The sequence below is a fragment of the Hanstruepera ponticola genome, from assembly GCF_002940745.1.
Taxonomy (GTDB): domain Bacteria; phylum Bacteroidota; class Bacteroidia; order Flavobacteriales; family Flavobacteriaceae; genus Hanstruepera; species Hanstruepera ponticola.
In genome coordinates this window covers 1,513,589-1,532,203 of record NZ_POTB01000001.1, presented here as the reverse complement: position 1 = coordinate 1,532,203, position 18,615 = coordinate 1,513,589, and the positions used below count along the sequence as shown (strand labels likewise).

The 18,615-nt window shown below is 33.3% G+C and carries 19 protein-coding genes; 7 read left to right on the top strand and 12 right to left on the bottom strand.

The genetic code is table 11. From position 1 onward, the window contains the following. Window positions 1-4 precede the first annotated feature (4 nt). Both C1S72_RS06945 and metG read right to left on the bottom strand, forming a co-directional pair. Complete coding sequence (locus C1S72_RS06945; RefSeq protein WP_104734898.1) at window positions 5-475, bottom strand: lipocalin family protein; 471 nt, start codon at window positions 473-475, stop codon at window positions 5-7. Between the two features lie 82 nt (window positions 476-557). After that, window positions 558-2,621 (bottom strand): methionine--tRNA ligase, encoded by a 2,064-nt coding sequence (metG, locus tag C1S72_RS06940; RefSeq protein ID WP_104734897.1) that lies wholly within the window; start codon window positions 2,619-2,621, stop codon window positions 558-560. Window positions 2,622-2,694: 73 nt separating this feature from the next. On the opposite strand from metG, the gene C1S72_RS06935 reads away from it, so the two are divergent. The 3 genes from C1S72_RS06935 to C1S72_RS06925 all read left to right on the top strand — a co-directional run bounded on the left by C1S72_RS06935 (window position 2,695) and on the right by C1S72_RS06925 (window position 4,933). Then, on the top strand, window positions 2,695-3,711 hold the full coding sequence (locus tag C1S72_RS06935) for a S66 peptidase family protein (RefSeq protein ID WP_104734896.1): 1,017 nt from the start codon (window positions 2,695-2,697) through the stop codon (window positions 3,709-3,711). A gap of 147 nt (window positions 3,712-3,858) precedes the next feature. Then, window positions 3,859-4,470 carry a hypothetical protein gene (locus tag C1S72_RS06930; protein ID WP_104734895.1) on the top strand — a complete coding sequence of 204 codons (612 nt, stop codon included), beginning with the start codon at window positions 3,859-3,861 and terminating at the stop codon, window positions 4,468-4,470. A 103-nt stretch (window positions 4,471-4,573) separates the two neighbouring features. Then, window positions 4,574-4,933, top strand: coding sequence for a YraN family protein (locus C1S72_RS06925; protein WP_104734894.1), 360 nt, complete (start codon window positions 4,574-4,576; stop codon window positions 4,931-4,933). Here C1S72_RS06925 and C1S72_RS06920 read toward each other — a convergent pair. Further along, window positions 4,930-6,234 (bottom strand): TlpA family protein disulfide reductase, encoded by a 1,305-nt coding sequence (locus C1S72_RS06920; RefSeq protein WP_104734893.1) that lies wholly within the window; start codon window positions 6,232-6,234, stop codon window positions 4,930-4,932. The genes C1S72_RS06925 and C1S72_RS06920 overlap by 4 nt on opposite strands. Before the next feature lie 45 nt (window positions 6,235-6,279). Continuing rightward, complete coding sequence (mfd, locus tag C1S72_RS06915) at window positions 6,280-9,630, bottom strand: transcription-repair coupling factor (protein ID WP_104734892.1); 3,351 nt, start codon at window positions 9,628-9,630, stop codon at window positions 6,280-6,282. A gap of 186 nt (window positions 9,631-9,816) precedes the next feature. Here mfd and C1S72_RS06910 point away from each other — a divergent pair, with 186 nt between their 5' ends. Beyond that, a complete protein-coding gene (locus C1S72_RS06910) occupies window positions 9,817-10,248 on the top strand; it encodes a fructose 1,6-bisphosphatase (protein ID WP_104734891.1) in 432 nt (143 codons plus the stop codon). A 49-nt stretch (window positions 10,249-10,297) separates the two neighbouring features. Here the strand turns inward: C1S72_RS06910 and fbp are convergent, their stop codons facing one another. After that, the gene (gene fbp / locus C1S72_RS06905; RefSeq protein WP_104734890.1) at window positions 10,298-11,305 is read right to left on the bottom strand and encodes a class 1 fructose-bisphosphatase; all 1,008 of its coding nucleotides are present in this window, start codon (window positions 11,303-11,305) and stop codon (window positions 10,298-10,300) included. Window positions 11,306-11,416: 111 nt separating this feature from the next. On the opposite strand from fbp, the gene C1S72_RS06900 reads away from it, so the two are divergent. Genes C1S72_RS06900 through C1S72_RS06890 form a run of 3 tightly spaced genes read left to right on the top strand, consistent with a single transcriptional unit; the run spans window position 11,417 to window position 15,001 of the window. Next, window positions 11,417-11,896, top strand: a complete 480-nt coding sequence (locus C1S72_RS06900) for a GNAT family N-acetyltransferase (RefSeq protein WP_104734889.1) — start codon at window positions 11,417-11,419, stop codon at window positions 11,894-11,896. Window position 11,897: 1 nt separating this feature from the next. Continuing rightward, window positions 11,898-13,148: an aspartate kinase gene (locus C1S72_RS06895; protein ID WP_104734888.1), complete on the top strand. Its 1,251-nt coding sequence runs from the start codon at window positions 11,898-11,900 to the stop codon at window positions 13,146-13,148. A gap of 23 nt (window positions 13,149-13,171) precedes the next feature. Next, complete coding sequence (locus C1S72_RS06890) at window positions 13,172-15,001, top strand: GNAT family N-acyltransferase (RefSeq protein ID WP_104734887.1); 1,830 nt, start codon at window positions 13,172-13,174, stop codon at window positions 14,999-15,001. 1 nt (window position 15,002) lies between these two features. On the opposite strand, the gene C1S72_RS06885 is transcribed toward C1S72_RS06890, so the two are convergent. From C1S72_RS06885 to C1S72_RS06855, 7 genes are all read right to left on the bottom strand, one after another. After that, window positions 15,003-15,389 carry a VOC family protein gene (locus tag C1S72_RS06885; RefSeq protein WP_104734886.1) on the bottom strand — a complete coding sequence of 129 codons (387 nt, stop codon included), beginning with the start codon at window positions 15,387-15,389 and terminating at the stop codon, window positions 15,003-15,005. A 3-nt stretch (window positions 15,390-15,392) separates the two neighbouring features. Beyond that, on the bottom strand, window positions 15,393-15,851 hold the full coding sequence (locus C1S72_RS06880; RefSeq protein WP_104734885.1) for a DUF1801 domain-containing protein: 459 nt from the start codon (window positions 15,849-15,851) through the stop codon (window positions 15,393-15,395). A gap of 4 nt (window positions 15,852-15,855) precedes the next feature. Further along, a complete protein-coding gene (locus tag C1S72_RS06875; RefSeq protein ID WP_104734884.1) occupies window positions 15,856-16,365 on the bottom strand; it encodes a DUF4199 domain-containing protein in 510 nt (169 codons plus the stop codon). 17 nt (window positions 16,366-16,382) lie between these two features. Continuing rightward, window positions 16,383-16,757: a VOC family protein gene (locus C1S72_RS06870; RefSeq protein ID WP_104734883.1), complete on the bottom strand. Its 375-nt coding sequence runs from the start codon at window positions 16,755-16,757 to the stop codon at window positions 16,383-16,385. A 105-nt stretch (window positions 16,758-16,862) separates the two neighbouring features. Continuing rightward, window positions 16,863-17,273: a response regulator transcription factor gene (locus C1S72_RS06865; protein WP_104734882.1), complete on the bottom strand. Its 411-nt coding sequence runs from the start codon at window positions 17,271-17,273 to the stop codon at window positions 16,863-16,865. Between the two features lie 9 nt (window positions 17,274-17,282). Next, window positions 17,283-18,227: a 2-hydroxyacid dehydrogenase gene (locus C1S72_RS06860; protein ID WP_104734881.1), complete on the bottom strand. Its 945-nt coding sequence runs from the start codon at window positions 18,225-18,227 to the stop codon at window positions 17,283-17,285. Window positions 18,228-18,229: 2 nt separating this feature from the next. After that, a complete protein-coding gene (locus tag C1S72_RS06855) occupies window positions 18,230-18,595 on the bottom strand; it encodes a cupin domain-containing protein (protein ID WP_104734880.1) in 366 nt (121 codons plus the stop codon). Window positions 18,596-18,615: the final 20 nt, after the last annotated feature.

Genomic DNA, 18,615 nt, shown 5'->3' with positions numbered 1-18,615 from the left:
ATCATTAAAGTTTATTAAAATTCATTGTTATTGTAAAAGGATCTCCTTCTACATATACGGTTTGTTGCCATTGCATAGACGTTTCTGAAATTGCAGATAGTCGCATGCGAAACCCTTTATTTGTTTCAGATTTACCTTTTTCATTTGTAGGTTTTAGAAGAAAATCATATAAGCCTGTTTGCTCATTTACTTCTTGAATGGTAAAAACAAAATAACGGTCTCCTTGTTCACAAGACGAATCGTTAATGGTATAAATTCCAGTATTATTATTAGGTATAAAACGCCATGTACTGTATTCAAAACATTTTTTTGACGCATCATCAAGTAAGGTTACATTAAATGTTCCAGCTTCACTGTAATTAATGGAGTTTAAAACCCATTCACCTTTTATAACTTTTTTTGAATCTCTAACGGTTTTTGAGCTACCGCAAGAAAATAAAGTTACAGTCAATATTAAAATCATTAGTTTTCTCATAGTTCTAAATTTTATAATTCAAAACTAGAGAATAGGCAATTGGATAATTAATTCAATACGTTAAAATGATGATGCATATAGTTTAAGAGATCTGTAACCCGTTAGTAGTATCTGTTTTAGAATCTGGATTTACAAATACCAATTTACCTTCAGGAGTTTCAGTCATTAAAATCATTCCTTGACTTTCTACACCACGCAAAGCTCTTGGTGCTAAATTGACCAAAACCGTTACTTTTTTACCAACAACTTCTTCAGGAGTAAAGGTTTCGGCAATACCAGAAACTATGGTGCGTACATCAATTCCTGTATCAACTTTCAAAACTAAAAGCTTTTTGGTTTTAGGCAATTTTTCGGCTTCTAGGATGGTGCCAACGCGAATATCCAGTTTAGTGAAATCTTCAAAAGTAATGGTGTCCTTTTGTGGTTCTACGGTTATATTGGCAGCTTCATTAGCCAATTTGCTTGCTTCTAATTTATCTAATTGCGCTTGCATAGTTTTGTCTTCAATTTTGGAGAACAGTAATTCAGCTTTGCCTATTTGATGACCTGATGGGATTAAAATATTTTTTGATGAAACATCAGACCAAGTAGATTCTGAATCAAGTTCAGAATGACAAAGGATAGTTTTTAATTTTGCAGAAGTAAACGGCAAAAAAGGTTCACTTAACGTAGCCAAAGCCGATGCAATTTGCAAGGCAACATACATAATGGTTTTGGTACGTACTTCATCTTCTTTAATTACTTTCCAAGGCTCTTCATCGGCTAAATATTTGTTGCCTAAACGGGCCAAATTCATTAATTCTTGCGAAGCTTCTCTAAATCTGTAGCGTTCAATAGAGCTTGCAATCACTGCTGGAAAAGCTTTTACCGCTGCTAAAGTTTCTTCATCTACGTTGTTGAATTCTGAATGTTCCGGAATAATTCCATCGTAGTATTTGTTTGTCAATACTATAACACGATTAATAAAATTCCCAAAAATAGCAACTAACTCGTTATTATTTCGTGCTTGAAAATCTGCCCATGTAAAATCATTGTCTTTTGTTTCAGGTGCATTTGCTGTTAAAGCATAACGTAATATATCTTGTTGATTTGGAAAATCTTCTAGATAGTCCGGCAACCAAACGGCCCAGTTTTTAGAAGTAGACAGCTTGTTACCTTCTAAATTTAGAAATTCATTGGCAGGTACATTATCTGGAAGAATATAGGTGCCTTCTGCCTTTAACATACTTGGAAAAATAATGCAATGAAACACAATATTATCTTTCCCAATAAAGTGCACAAGTTTTGTGTTTTCGTCTTTCCAATAGGGTATCCAGTCTTTACCTACACGTTCAGCCCATTCTTTGGTTGCAGAAATGTAACCAATTGGCGCATCAAACCAAACATATAATACTTTACCATCTGCACCTTCAACAGGTACTGGAATTCCCCAATCTAAATCGCGTGTTACAGCACGAGGACGTAATCCATCATCGATCCATGATTTTACTTGTCCGTAAACATTGGGTTTCCAATCTTTTTTATGACCTTTTAAAATCCATTCTTTAAGAAAAGCTTCATGCTTGTCTAGTGGTAAAAACCAATGCTTGGTTTGTTTTAAAGTTGGAACATTACCTGTAATAGCCGATTTAGGATTGATTAAATCTGTAGCATTTAAACTACTCCCACAGTTTTCACATTGATCGCCATAGGCTTCTTCGTTGCCACATTTTGGACACGTACCAATTACAAATCTATCAGCTAAAAACTGATTAGCTTCTTCATCATATAGTTGTTCGGTGACTTCTTCTATAAACTCACCATTATCATAAAGTGTTTTAAAAAACTCTTGTGCGGTATCATGATGAATTTTTGCAGATGTACGTGAGTAATTGTCAAAAGTAATTCCAAAATCCACAAACGATTTTTTTATAATAGCATGGTATTTATCTACAATATCTTGTGGTGATACACCTTCTTTTTTGGCTTTTATGGTAATAGGCACGCCATGCTCATCACTACCACAAATGAAAGCGACATCGTTCCCGATGAGTCTTTGGTAACGTGCATAAATATCTGCAGGCACATAAACACCAGCCAAATGACCAATATGAATGGGTCCGTTTGTATACGGTAATGCAGCTGTAATGGTATATCGTTTTGACATTGTTGTATCTTTTTTGAAGCCACAAAAGTACGTAATTTAAGAGCGTTTCTGAAAAAAAATGTACATTTACAATATGTCAAAAATCACCTTGTTATTTAGCCTGTGTTGTCTTCTTTTTTTTGGAGAAAAGGAACGACAGCAATTGGATGATGCCAAAAATTTAAAATCGAAAACTTTGATACAACCACCATATTTAAAGCCTGGCGATACAGTAGCTATTGTTGCGCCATCAGGTATTTTAAAGAACAGACAAAAAGAGGTACAACAGGCTGTTGAATTACTGAAAAGTTGGGGATTACATGCTGTTGTTGGTGATCACGTTTTTAGTCAGGATAATCATTTTGCGGGAACAGATGCTCAACGATGCGAGGATTTTCAGAAAGCCATGGATGATCCTAAAGTTAGTGCTATTTGGTGTGCTAGAGGAGGATATGGAACGGTTAGAATTATTGATAATTTAGACTACACCAAGTTTAGAAAACATCCGAAATGGTTAATTGGCTATAGTGATATTACAGCGTTGCACAATCAATTTCATAATGAAGGTTTTGAAAGTATTCATGCGTTAATGTGCACGAGTTTAACAGATGCTTTGAATGATATTTCTGAATCGGTAGAGACCTATAGAAAAGCGATTTTTGGAGAGCCATTACAATATAATTTAAAAGGGTCGCAATATAACAGAATAGGCAAGGTTTCAGCTCCTTTAGTAGGCGGAAACTTAACCATGCTGCATACTATGTTAGGTTCAAAAACCAGTATTGATACGTCAGAAAAAATATTGTTTATTGAAGAAATAGGGGAGTATAAATACCACATTGATCGTATGCTGCAAAGTTTAAAACGTGCTGGATATTTTGATAATTGTAAGGGTCTTTTAGTAGGTGATATGAGTAAGCTTCGAAAAAACACGACGCTTTGGGGAAGCTCTGTAGAGCAACTTATACTAGATGCCCTATCAGATTATGATTTCCCTATTTGCTTTAATATGCCAGCTGGTCATGAAAAAGATAATCGTGCCATGATTTTGGGTAGAACAATTGAAATGAACGTGAGTAAAGAACAGTCTTCAGTTATATTTCAAAAATAAGATGCATCTCTAAATTTAATGTCGCTCATCGAATAACGTAAGAAAATACGCCAAAAATTTATTTTTTTGCGCAGTTTAGCGATTTTTTTGTGTTATTATCGGTAAACCTTATTACCTTTCAATCACTTAACCCAAAATCTACAAATCATGAAAAAACTTACTACCCTTATGGCTGTATTTTTCTTATGCTTAATTGTTGGTTGTTCAAACGAACAATTAGGAGATGAACTCTCTGAAAAAAGAAAGAATAAGCAAACAGAACTTGAACAACAAGATGATAGCCCAGACACAGACAATGGTGAACATTGTGTATATACTCATTTAATTGCAGGACAGCACCATACGGCAGGTTCAGTAACTATTGATGTTGATGGAGATAATCTGATTGTAACATTTACTGTAAATGCAGACTGGACTATTGGAACAACACATTTAAGTATAGGGCTTTGTGAAAACGATTGGGTACCTACAACAGGCTCTGGAAATCCGCAAATTGGTCAGTTTGAGTTCACAGAACCTTTTTCTGAAACGGATAATGAAGTAGTTTACATCATACCAATTACAGAAGTTGGTGATAATTATTGTTTTGCTGCTCATGCAGAAGTTGAAGGACCAACAGGAGGAGAAACAGCTTGGGCTGAAGGCACAGAATTTTCAGGAAATAGCTGGGCTATGTATTCAGAATTTGATTTGTCAAGTTGTACATCAAATGATGATGAGGATAATGATGACAATGATGGTGATAATGGACCAACCTAATAGGTTTAATTAAACTTTAGATAAAAGGTACATTGTAAAATGTGCCTTTTTTCGTTTATTTATAATTATAAAATTTAGACACCCAATTTCTTGGGAAGTGAATATGGCACAACACAATGAACTCGGTAAAAAAGGTGAGCAAATGGCTGTTGATTTCCTTTTAGGAAAAGGATACATTATAATTGCCAGAAATTACCGATTTGATAAATCCGAAGTTGATATCATTGCGAGGCAACAAGATATATTGGCCATTATTGAAGTAAAGGCTAGATCAACTGCTGATTTTGGAGATCCACAAGATTTTGTTAAACCCAAACAAATAAGAAATCTGGTTAAAGCTGTTGATGAATACGTTACCGTAAATAATTTAGATGTTGAGGTGCGTTTTGATATTATAGCTATTACTAAAAAAGAAAAGGATTATAGTATTGAGCATTTAGAAAATGCATTTTATCACTTTTAATTTTCTAAAAAAGCTTTTAAATCATCAACATGTTCTGGTTTTGCCAGAATGTTTTTGTCTTTATCTAATACAAAAAAGCTAGGTGTTGCATGAATAGCATAACTTTTAACTACTGGGCTTTCCCATTTACCTAAATCATAAGTGTTTAAAAAATCTGGGTAATTAGTAATAGTTTTGTTCCAATTTCTAACACTATCTTCAAGAGCATAAGCAATTACTGTAATTTCTGGATGTTCATCCATTATGCTTTTAACTTTTGGTAATTCTTCTAAACAATGACTGCAGGTACTACTCCAAAAAATAAGTAAATACTTATCAGATTTATCCAATTCGTATAAACTTGTTTCATTGGGTTTATCATTATCTAGATAAGTGAATTCAAAATCTACTGCTTTGTTGCCAATAGCCGTATTTTTGTATTCCTCTAAAACTTCTATTAGTAATTCATTATTGTTTTGCTCGGCCAATTCTAATAAATAAGTATCACTTATATAATTGGCTACAATATCTTGTTCGCTATTAAGCATACTTGCCCAAATAGCCTCTAAAAGGTTCATTTGTACATTGCTATTGTCTCCAATGGCAAGAACCACTTCATCAACAGCGCTTTTGTAAGCGTTGGCGGTAGCTGGCATGGCATAAATAAAGGCTAACACACGTTCAGTTAAAAACTCGGAACTTTGTAAGAGTTCATTATTAAAATCAATATGATCAAAATAGTGGTCTTTTAAGTTTTTTGAGTAAGTATTGATGTCTTCGTATTCAGTAGGAATATAGGTTCTGTTACTTTTTATAAATGCCAAAACTTGAGAGTTCTTAGCTGTTTCTTCATAAGACCTTTGAGTTTCATCTAAATTTTTAAAAATAGATTTAATGACTTGCTCTTTGGTATTTTCAGAAGCGTAAAACTCGCTAATTTGTCCATTAATATTACTAATATCGGATAGGTATCTATCCCAAAGTATATTGTCGTTTGAACTTATAAATGATAAGCCCATTTCCAAATCAAAATTAAGAACAACATCCTCTTTCCCGTCGTAGAAAAAATTAAAATTATTGTCTTCAGGAGGAGTGGCATACACTATTTTATAAATTCCTGATGTTGCTTCAGGTGCCATTTCAATAGTAAAGGACCCATCAACTTTTAATTTAGCACGATCAATATAATCAGCTCCAGAAGGTGTGTTTTTATACAGAAAGGCATAAGTAAATTCTTCAGCTGGCGAAAAGTTACCTCTAATGCTATGTTGCGATAATAGAAACTGTGGAAGAATCGAAATTATTAAAAGCCATTTTTTCATAATGCTGTTTATTTCATTTTAGACGTTAAACCAATGTAACAAAAACTAATCCATAATCGGTTTTAAGGCCGTTAAAGCTTTCTGAATTGTGGAAATATTTTCAAAAGTCAACAGTAACCGAAGTCCATTCCTGGTTTGCTTTTCTTTCATTTTACAGGCATGAGGATGTGATTGTACAAATTGAAGAACCTTGGTAAATTGCGGACTTTGATAAAAAGCACTCTTTTGGTCGTTAATAAAGTAGCCAATGAGCTTATTTTTTTTCATCACTACTTTTTCTAATCCCATTTTGGTAGCAATCCATTTAATTCGTACACTGTTTAATAAATCGACAACTTGTGATGGCAATTCCCCAAATCGGTCAATCAATTCTGTTTCAAATTTCTGAAGCTCTTCTTCAGTTTTTATATTATTAAGTTGCGTGTAAAGGTTTAAGCGTTCGGTTATATTATTGATATAGTCATCTGGGAATAATAATTCAAAATCACTGTCAATAGTAATATCTTTTACATATTCCTTTGGTTTACCATCATCTTTATACAAATCTTTGAATTCATTTTCTTTGAGTTCTTCTATGGCCTCATTGAGTATTTTTTGGTAGGTATCAAAGCCAATATCATTAATAAATCCGCTCTGTTCACCACCCAATAAATCACCAGCTCCTCTAATTTCCAAATCTTTCATGGCAATGTTGAAACCACTACCCAATTCGGTAAACTGTTCTAACGCAGTAATTCGTTTTCTGGCATCATTGGTCATAGCGGAATACTCAGGTGTAATGAAATAACAAAAGGCTTTTTTATTGCTTCTACCAACGCGACCACGCATTTGGTGTAAGTCGCTTAACCCAAAATTATTTGCGTTATTTATGAAAATGGTATTGGCATTGGGTACATCCAATCCGCTTTCAACAATGGTAGTACTCACTAAAACATCAAACTCACCATTCATAAAGGCGAGCATCAATTGCTCTAATTTTTTGCCTTCCATTTGTCCGTGACCAATCCCTATTTTGGCATCTGGAACTAAACGCTGAATCATGCCTGCAACTTCTTTAATGTTTTCTATACGATTATGAATAAAGAAAATTTGTCCACCACGTTGAATTTCATAAGTAATGGCATCACGAATGGTTTCCTCGCTAAAACGAATAACATGGCTTTCTATTGGATAGCGATTAGGTGGAGGTGTAGTAATAACTGATAAATCACGTGCCGCCATTAAACTGAACTGTAATGTTCTAGGTATTGGAGTTGCCGTTAATGTCAAGACATCAACGTTTTCTTTTAATGTTTTTAACTTTTCCTTGACTGCAACACCAAATTTCTGTTCCTCATCAACAATCAATAATCCTAAATCTTTAAACTTAACATTTTTATTTACTAATTGATGGGTTCCAATAATGATATCAATAGCTCCTTTTTCAAGATTTTCAAGCGTTTCACGTTTTTCCTTGGCTGTTCTAAACCGGTTGAGATAATCAACGGTTACAGGAAAATCTTTGAGTCGTTCCTTAAAGGTTCTAGAATGCTGATAGGCAAGAATAGTTGTTGGTACAAGAACCGCCACCTGCTTGCCATTATCAACTGCCTTAAATGCTGCTCGGATTGCAACTTCGGTTTTTCCAAAACCAACATCGCCACAAACCAATCTGTCCATTGGTCTGTCACTTTCCATATCAGCTTTAATGTCAGCAGTTGCAGTTGTTTGATCTGGCGTGTCTTCGTATAAAAATGATGCCTCTAATTCGTGCTGCATATAACTATCAGGATTATACTGAAAGCCTTTTTCTAGCTTACGTTTGGCATAAACTTTTATGAGATTAAACGCAATTTCTTTTACACGAGATTTGGTTTTTTGTTTGAGTGTTTTCCAAGCTTTGCTGCCCAATTTGTAAACTTTTGGAGGTTTACCGTCTTTGCCATTAAACTTAGTAATTTTATGAAGCGAGTGAATACTTAAATACAAGACATCGCGTTCACCATACACCAATTTAATAGCTTCTTGTTTTTTGCCTTCAACATCAATTTTTTGAAGTCCGCCAAATTTTCCAATACCATGATCAATATGCGTTACATAATCGCCTATTTCTAAATTGGTCAATTCTCGTAAGGTTATAGCTTGTTTTTTTGCATAACCGTTTTTTAAATGGAATTTATGATAGCGTTCAAAAATTTGATGGTCTGTAAAGCAGATTATTTTATTATCATGATCAATAAAGCCTTGAAATAATGAAAGCACGATGGTTTGATAATGAACCTCTTGATCGACATCATTAAAAATGTCATGAAAACGTTTTGCTTGTTGTTCGCTTACACAAGCTATATAATTGATGTAGCCTTTTTCATGATTGGCATTCAAATTATCAATCAATAAATTGAATTGCTTATTGAAGGTTGGCTGTGGTGTTGTGTTAAAAGTTATTGTTTGTGATGTCTCAACTGTGTTCAACATGACAGCTGAAGTCCCAAATTCAACTAAATTAAAATCTAAAAGCTGTTTTTTTAATAATGTTGAATTACAAAATAATTCTTCAGGTTCGGCATGTTTTATTTCAGTTGAAAGTGTTTTAAAGGCCTCTTCTGCTTTCCCATAAAAATCATCAATCCTATCAAAAACTAATTGCGCATTTTTAGTAAAAATCACAGTTTTTTGCGCGATGTATTTCAAAAAGCTTTGCCTGCTTTCTTCTAAAAATTTATTAGCCACATTTGGAATAATGCTAATTTTCTTAATTTGATCGGTTGAGAGTTGTGTTTCTACATCAAAGGTTCTGATACTATCAACTTCGTCGCCAAAAAATTCAATACGATAGGGTTCGTCATGTGAAAATGAGAACACATCTACAATACCACCACGAACTGAAAATTCTCCGGGTTCTGTAACAAAGTCAACACGTTTAAATTTATATTCAAACAATACTTCGTTTACAAAGTCAATGGATAGATTATCATTTACTGAAATCTTTAATGTATTTTTTTCTAATTCACGCCTGGTTACTACTTTTTCAAAAAGCGCATCAGGATATGTAATTATTATTGCTGGTTTTTTTCTAGAGTTAATCCGGTTCAATACTTCAGCACGTAATAATACATTGGCGTTATCAGTTTCTTCTATTTGGTAAGGACGCCTATAACTTCCAGGGTAAAACAGAACATCTTTATCGTTTAACAACCTTTCGAAGTCATTCAGGTAAAATGCGGCTTCTTCCTTGTCATTGAATATGAGTAAAAATGGTTTGTCAGCCTCCTTAAAAAGTTCAGTAAAAACAAATGAAACAGATGACCCTACAAGGCCTTTTATGTGTGTTCTATTTTGACTTTGGGCAATAGCATTTTGCAGATTTTGCGATTGCAAAGCCTGTTTATATGTTTGCGAGAGGGTAGATTTACTCAAGACAAGTTATTTTGTGCAAATATAAAATTTTGTTTAAGAGATTATTGATTAAAACTATTATTAAAATTATATTTACTCTTACGGACTATATTTTAAAAGGGAAGAGTGAACTTATTTTAGGTCTTTTTTCTTATCAGAAAAAAGAAAAAATATGTAAGTTTGCACCACTTTATAAAACAAGAATATATGTCAATTTTAGATTTATTTGATAGCGGATTTAAAAAGCGCAATGAAGACCATTTTGCAGCAATAGTTAGAGTTGCCATGGATGACGGAATTATCACTGATGAGGAGAAAGCTTTTTTAGATCGTTTGGCTAGAAATTTAGATATCAGTGAAACCACTTACAAAGAGATTCTAAAGGATTATCAATCACATCCTATCAACCCACCAACATCATATGATAGACGATTAGAAAGACTTTTTGATTTGGCACGCATGGTTCATGTGGATCATATTCAAGGTGATCATGAGGAATTGGTGTTGCGTAAAATAGGTATTGGGTTAGGTTTTTCACCAGAAAACGTAAAATATGTAGTTGATAAGGCTTTAACTTTAGTAGCCAACGGTGTTGATCTAGATACTTTTATTGAGGAAATTAGAAATATGAACAGGTAAAAATTCTGTATATTATAATTTAAATGCGAGCCTATTGGTTCGCATTTTTTTATTCTGCCAATCGCATAAATTCTTCTGCCTTCTCAACCATGTTTCTGCTACCACAAATAAAAGGTACACGTTGGTGAAGTTCTGTAGGCTGAATATCCATTATTCTATTAAATCCATCACTGGCTTTACCTTTAGCTTGTTCTGCCAAAAACGCCATGGGATTACATTCATATAGCAAGCGTAATTTCCCATTTGAATTTTTCGAACTTTTAGGATACAAGTAAATACCACCTTTTATCATATTCCTATGAAAGTCAGACACTAAAGAACCAATATATCTCGATGTATAAGGTCTGTCTCCTTCTTCCATTTGGCAATATTTGATATAGTTTTTTATCCCTTGAGGGAAATGTATATAATTCCCTTCATTCACGGAATAGATTTTACCATTTTCAGGGAATTCCATATCCGGATGCGACAGATAAAAGGTTCCTATGGCTGGATTCAATGTAAACCCATTTACACCAGCTCCCGTTGTGTAAACCAACATGGTTGAAGTTCCATAAACCACATAACCTGCTGCCACTTGCTGGTTTCCTTGTTGTAAAAAATCCTCAATAGTTACAGGAGTTCCAACTGGTGTAACGCGCCTGTAAACTGAAAAAATGGTTCCAACAGATACATTCACGTCAATGTTTGATGAACCATCTAATGGGTCAATTAAAACAACATATTTATTGTTATTGTTTTCATCCTGACTATTAATTGAAATAAAATCATCTTCTTCTTCACTAGCAATTCCACAAACAATATTTCTATTTGTAAGGGTTTGGATAAATTTGTCGTTCGCATAAACATCCAGTTTTTGTTGGTCTTCGCCTTGAATGTTTGTATCTCCTGCTGCTCCAATAATATCAACAAGACCTGCTTTATTGACCTCATGATTAACAACTTTTGCAGCTAAACGAATGGAATTTATTAAACGAGAAAGTTCTCCAGAGGTGTATTTAAATGATGATTGATTTTCAATGATAAATTCACCTAAAGTTTGATTTTTTTGAGACATGAATATCCAGTAAGTTGTTGTTTGTACAAATATCGGATTTTTTAATAAACTACAACGTTTTCGGAAATTTAATTATAAGATAAAAAGCTATCTTTGAGGCAAAATCTTCAAATGGATATTAAGGTAAGGAAAGCCAATAAAAGCGATATGTCTAGAATTCTTGACCTCATAAAAGAGTTAGCTATTTTTGAGAAGGAACCTCATGCAGTAGCTATTTCTGTTTCAGATCTTGAGCGAGATGGATTTGGTGAAAATCCTAAATTTCAATGTTTTGTTGCTGAATTTGATGGCCATATTGAAGGTATGGCTCTTGTTTACACAAGATATTCTACTTGGAAAGGGAATATTTTGCACCTTGAGGATTTGATTGTTAGTGAGCGCATGAGAGGCAAAGGATTAGGAACTTTGCTGTTGGATGAAGTTGTAAGGTATGGACAAGATTTAGGGGTAAAACGTATAAGTTGGGAAGTATTGGACTGGAATGAACCAGCTATAAAATTTTACGAGGAGAAAGGAGCGGATGTTAAACGAGATTGGGATGTTGTTCATTTAAATGAAAAAGGTATAAAATCTTATTTATCAAAAATATAATATGCGCATATTTAAATTTGGAGGAGCATCAGTAAAAGATGCTGAAGGTGTAAGGAATTTATTAAGTGTCTTAAATGAGACAGGTCATTCAAAAACGTTAATTGTCATATCAGCAATGGGAAAAACAACCAATGCTATTGAACAGGTTATTGATAATTATTTTAATAATAAAGCAGCCTTAAGGAGTTCCATTCAGGATGTTAGAAAATTCCATAATGCTATTTTACTGGATTTATTTGAAAATGAAAATCACAATATCTTTAAAGCAATATCAACATTATTTGATGAATTAACTGCATTTTTTGATCGTAATAAATCGCCAGATTACAACTATGTTTATGATCAAACCATAGGATTTGGTGAATTGGTTTCAACAACAATTGTAAGTGCTTATCTAAATGAAATGGGTTTAAAAAACACATGGATAGATGTAAGAGAGTTTATTAAAACAGATAATTATTACCGTAGAGCCAACGTTGATTGGGAAAAGACACAAAGCCTCATATCAAAAAACTTTAAGCAAAATAATTTAAACATTACTCAAGGATTTTTAGGAAGTGATTCCAATAACTTTACCACTACGTTAGGTAGAGAAGGAAGTGATTATACAGCAGCTATTTTTGCGTACTGTTTAAATGCAGACAGCGTTACTATTTGGAAAGATGTGCCAGGCGTTTTAAACGCTGATCCACGGTATTTTGAGAATGCCCAATTACTTCATAAAATATCCTATCGTGAAGCGATAGAATTAGCTTTTTATGGCGCATCTGTTATTCACCCAAAAACATTACAACCGTTGCAGCGAAAGGAGATTCCGTTGTATGTAAAGTCATTTCTGAACCCTAAAAATCCGGGAACAGCTGTTGCTAAAGGCCAAGGATTAGAACCTGAAATCCCATGTTTTATACTTAAAAAAGATCAAGTGTTAATCTCACTGTCTTCATTAGACTTTTCTTATATCGTGGAAGAAAACATCAGTGAAATTTTTAATCTGTTGCATCTGTATAAAATGAAAGTTGATGTTATTCAAAATTCAGCGATAAGTTTTTCAGTTTGTTTTGATAATGGTTACAAGAATTTAGAAAAGTTATTACAACATTTAAAGGCAAAGTTTAAGGTAACTTGTTATGAAAACGTGTCCTTATATACTATTAGGCATTATGATAATGCAGCTATAGACCAATTAGAGAAAGGTAAAGTTGTATTACTAAAGCAGTTAACACAAGAAACAATGCAAATGGTTACTAAATAAACAAAATAACTACATTTGTAAATATGACAAATCAACCAAAAAAAGGACTAGTAACTGCAAAAGAAGTTGCAACTGCCATACAGTTAGATAAATATGGCTTTGTAGGAACATTTGTTGGTTGGATTTTAATGAAAGTTTTAAAAATTTCTACGCTTAATGCTATTTATAATCGTAACAAGCATTTAACAGAACTTGAATTTCTCGATGCCATTTTAGATGAATTCCAAATAAAATTTGAAATACCCGAAGAAGACTTAAAGCGTTTACCAAAGGATGGTGCTTATATTACGGTGTCTAATCATCCATTAGGAGGCATAGATGGGATTTTACTTCTAAAATTAATGCTAGAACAACGTAAGGACTTTAAAATCATTGCCAATTTTTTATTGCATAGAATTGAACCACTGAAGCCTTACATTATGCCTGTTAATCCTTTTGAAGACAGGAAGGATATTAAATCTAGTATTTCAGGTTTCAAAAATGCTATTATGCATTTAAGAAATGGGCACCCATTAGGTGTTTTTCCAGCAGGTGAAGTTTCTACTTATAAAGACGGGAAATTAGTTGTGGATAGACCATGGGAAGAGGCAGCCATGAAATTGGTTCATAAAGCTGAAGTGCCTGTTGTTCCTATTTATTTTCATGCAAAAAACAGTAAGTTGTTTTATAAGTTATCTAAAATAAGTGACACTTTCAGAACAGCAAAATTACCATCTGAACTATTAACTCAAAAACGCCGAATCATCAAAGTCAGGATAGGTAGGCCAATTTCGGTTAATGATCAAAAGGAGCACGCTACTTTAGAGGAGTTTTCTGAATTTTTAAGAAAGAAAACGTATATGCTTTCTAATTCATTTGATGAAAAAGATAAGTTGTTAGGTAACTTTCCTTCAACTTTAAAACTTCCAAAACCACCGAAACGTATTGTTGGTCAAGTTGATAAAGAATTAATGTTCAAGGAAGTTGAAGCGTTAAGAGCCAATGACTTTAGATTATTACAAAGTAAAAATTACGAGGTGTTTTTGGCACCTGCAAAAGAAATACCAAACATCTTACAAGAGATAGGGCGACTCCGAGAGATTACGTTTAGAGAGGTGGGAGAGGGCACCAATGAAGCTATAGATTTAGATGCTTTTGATACGTATTATTATCACATGTTTCTTTGGGATGAAGATAATAATTTGATTGCTGGAGCCTATAGAATGGGCTTGGGTTCTGAAATATTTTCACGATATGGAATTGATGGTTTTTACCTTCAGGATTTATTCCGATTTGAACCAGAATTGTATAAAATGATGAGTCAATCTATTGAAATGGGTCGCGCATTTATCATTAAAGATTATCAACAAAAACCTATGCCTTTATTTTTACTTTGGAAGGGCATTGTACATACAACATTACGTCACCCTGAACACAAGTACTTGATTGGAGGTGTGAGTATTAGCAATCAATTTTCAAACTTCTCAAAATCGTTAATGATTGAGTTCATGATGTCTCATTATTATGACCCATATGTGGCACAATATGTACATCCAAAAAAGGCTTTTAAAGTGAAGCTCAAAGATGCTGATAAAGATTTTGTTTTTGATGAAGCTGAAGCCGATTTGAATAAGTTTGATAAAATTATTGATGAGGTAGAGCCAGGAGCCTTAAGATTGCCCGTCTTACTCAAAAAATATATCAAACAAAACGCTAAACTAGTGGCTTTTAATGTGGACCCCTTGTTCAATAATTCGGTTGATGGTTTGATGTATATTAAAATAGCAGATCTTCCAGAAAGTACTGTAAAACCGGTCATGGAAGAATTTCAAGCCGAGTTAGAGCGAAAAATCTCTGAACAGCAAGAAGAATAAATTACTTAAAAGCACTATCAACTGGCTCCCAGAGTTCTATTTTATTACCATCATTATCCATAATGTAACCAAATTTTCCATAGTCATACTCTTGAATATCTCCAATAATTGTAACACCTTCTTCTTTTAAAGTGTCTAATAATTCCTTTAAATTTTCGACACGGTAATTAAACATAAAATCTTTTTTAGAAGGCTCATAATATTTTGTGTCTTCAGGAAATGGGCTCCATTGTGTTGAGCAATTGTTACCATCTTTATCTTGCCACCAAAATGTACAGCCATAATCATCGGTATTAAAACCTAGATGTTTGTTATACCAATTTTTTGTAGCATTTGGGTCTTTACTTTTAAAAAATAACCCACCAATTCCAATTACGCGTTTTTTCATTTTTTATTTCTTTTTTAAAGCTGTTTCATAAATGTCTATCCATTCGTCACAAGTCATTTTTCTAGTCAATTCACCAATGAGTTTAAAAGGAATTTCTTCTATTTTTTTAAAACGAATACAGCTTTTACCCATATCCAGTTTACGTTTACAGTGCTTTGGGTATTCATTTACAAACCAATCATGCAATTCTTTTTTGGCATAAATACCACTATGATATAAGTTTACCGAGTTTTTTTGAGAAGCAAAGCTCATAAATGGTAATGGTGTTTTTGGGTCACAATGGTAACCATCTGGATACACTGAATGTGGCACGTAATAACCAATCATTTTGTATTGCATACCTTCTTCAAATCCTTTTGGCAGATTGTCTTTTATAGTTTTACGTAATGTTTTTAAGGCTTCCTGACGGTCTTCAGGTACTTGACTTATGTAATCTTCAGGAGAAGTGGCTTCATATTGCATAATATTAGTTTTTACGTTGTAAAATTAATCCAGAAATTAAAGATATAACAAATCCTAGGATTACAACAGAGGCAAACATCATGATAGCCATAAAAGTTGGGCTTCCATAATCTTCCATTTGTTGTTTGAGCTCTGCACTTTTAATCTTTAATTCTTCAGGAGATAAAGTGGTTTCCATTTTTTTTATAGAATAATCTAGATATTCATTAGCAAAATCAGGGTTAATTTGCGTTGTATAGATGTAATCAAATAGCGCAACACCAACAGCAGAAAACAATGCTATCAGCATGCCGATTTTTATAGCTTTTCCTAAAGAAACATTCCCTTCATTAACTTTGTCACGATAGTGTTTAATACCAAAATAAACAAATAATAGAGATAGTATCATTGATGTATAACCAATCAGTTCACCATAATCAAAATCGACTCCCATACCAAACAAGAAAGGTAATCCGAATAAGATAAAGCCACTTAATAATGCGTAAAGTCCGTACTTAATAACTGTGTTTTTCATAATATTTTAAGTTAGTTTTATTGAATGTGTTGATCTACTAGAATGATGTTTCCATCTGGATCTGAAATCACAAAACTTCCAGGACCAGAAGTGTTTTCTTTTACTTCGGTGTGAAATGAGACATCTTGTTTTTTTAAATGCGCTTGAATATCACGAACATCTGTGAAGTTTTTAAGCGTGTTTGCATTCTCATCCCAACCTGGATTAAAGGTTAAAATGTTGTTTTCAAACATGCCTTGAAATAAGCCTATTAAAGCATTACCATTTTTCATAATGAGATAATTTTTGTCCATGTCTCCAGCAAAAACCTGAAAGCCTAATTTCTCATAAAACAATTTTGAAGCTGATAAGTCTTTTACACTTAAGCTCATAGAAAAAGCTCCTAATTTCATAATTAAAGTTATTTAATGTTGTTTGTCAAAAGTAGCACAACAGTAGAAAATAAGCTCATACTAAAGTACCAAATGACTCATACTTTAGTCCTAAAAGTAAAGAAATTAAATAATTTGAAGTTGTTTGGCAATTTTTACGGCTTCCGTTCGTCGTTTGGCATTCAATTTTACCAATAGATTAGACACATGTGTTTTTATGGTACTTTCAGACACAAATAATTTTTCACCAATCTCTTTGTTAGATAAGCCTTCAGATATAAATTTTAAAACTTCATACTCTCTATTAGTTATATCTAGTTGCTGAATTTTGGAAGTGTCTATTTCATTGGATTCCAACTGCTCTTTTGGCAAGCTTTTTTTGTGAATATAAACACCAACAAAAAAGAATATAACAGCTACAATTGCAATTGTGCTTTCAATATTCATATCTCCAGAAACAACAGAAAATTTACTTAATTGAAATAATACAAGTAGTGCTAAAATGAGTAAGCCAAAAACAAGAATTGTTTTTTTCATGTTAGAAAGTTAGCAAAATTTGGCTTTAATTTTATCGACTATTGTCTGTGCTAGCTTTTCTTTACTTTCTAGAGTCCATCCTGCAACGTGAGGCGACAGGATTACATTATTTGCTTCAATTAAAAACCGAAAAGCTAATGGTATCTCGTCATCGTTTCTTTTAAATAAATTTTCAAAGGATGCTTTTTCATATTCTAAAACATCTAAACCAGCACCAAGAATTTTACCTGTTTGTAAAGCTTTTGCCAAATCATTTGTTACCACACTTTTCCCACGAGCTGTATTGATAAACCAAAACGGTTTTACAAAGGCATTGATAAATGCCTTATTAATCATGTTCAGTGTTAAGGCTGTTTGTGGTGTGTGTAAACTAACTACATCAACCCGTTCTTGAAATTCTTTTAAAGTAACTTGTTTAGCATATTCATCACCAACACCATCTTTTATATCATAACAAATAACATCAATATCAAACCCACGAAGCTTTTTTGCAAAGGCTTTTCCCATATTGCCATATCCAATAATACCTACTATTTTACCATCTAATTCTACACCACGATTGTCTTCACGAAGCCATTTTCCTTCGCGCACTTCTCGATCGGCTTTGTTGAGGTTGTTAAAAAGTGACAGTAACATACCTAATGCATATTCGCCAACAGCATTTCGATTGCCTTCAGGTGCTGAAATAAGATAAACACCTTTTCCTTCTGCATAGTCACAATCAATATTTTCTAATCCTGCACCTACGCGACCAATAAATTTTAAGTTTGCTGCAGCATTTAAAAATTGTTTATCAATTGTAAATCGACTTCTTATAACTATACCATCATAATCATGAATTTTTGCTTCAACTTCCTCTTTTGATGAAGAATAATCTTCATGATTAGTGAAGCCTAAATCATTAAGTTGATTGATTAATAATGGATGATTCGTATCGAGGTGGAGGATTTTCATTATTAAATTTTCGGATAATGTGTTTGTGTTTTTTCATGTTGAACATTACCAGTATGTCCGGTACTTAATTTTTCAAAAAGAAGTACATGTACTTCCTCATCATTTTTGGTCATGGGATTGTGTTCAACACCTTTTGGAACAACAATTAATTCACCTTCATTAACGGTTTCAGTTCTGTCTCGGAATTGCATGTAAAGGGTTCCTTTTATAACTTGAAATAGCTCATCTTCATTGTCGTGTTTATGCCAAACAAATTCACCTTTTAATTTGGCTAAAATGACCTGCATATCATCTACTAAGGCTATCTGATGTGGATGCCAGTTTTTTGAAAATTTCGAAAATTTATCTTGAATATTTATAGCTTTCATAGTATAAAGGTACAAAAGCC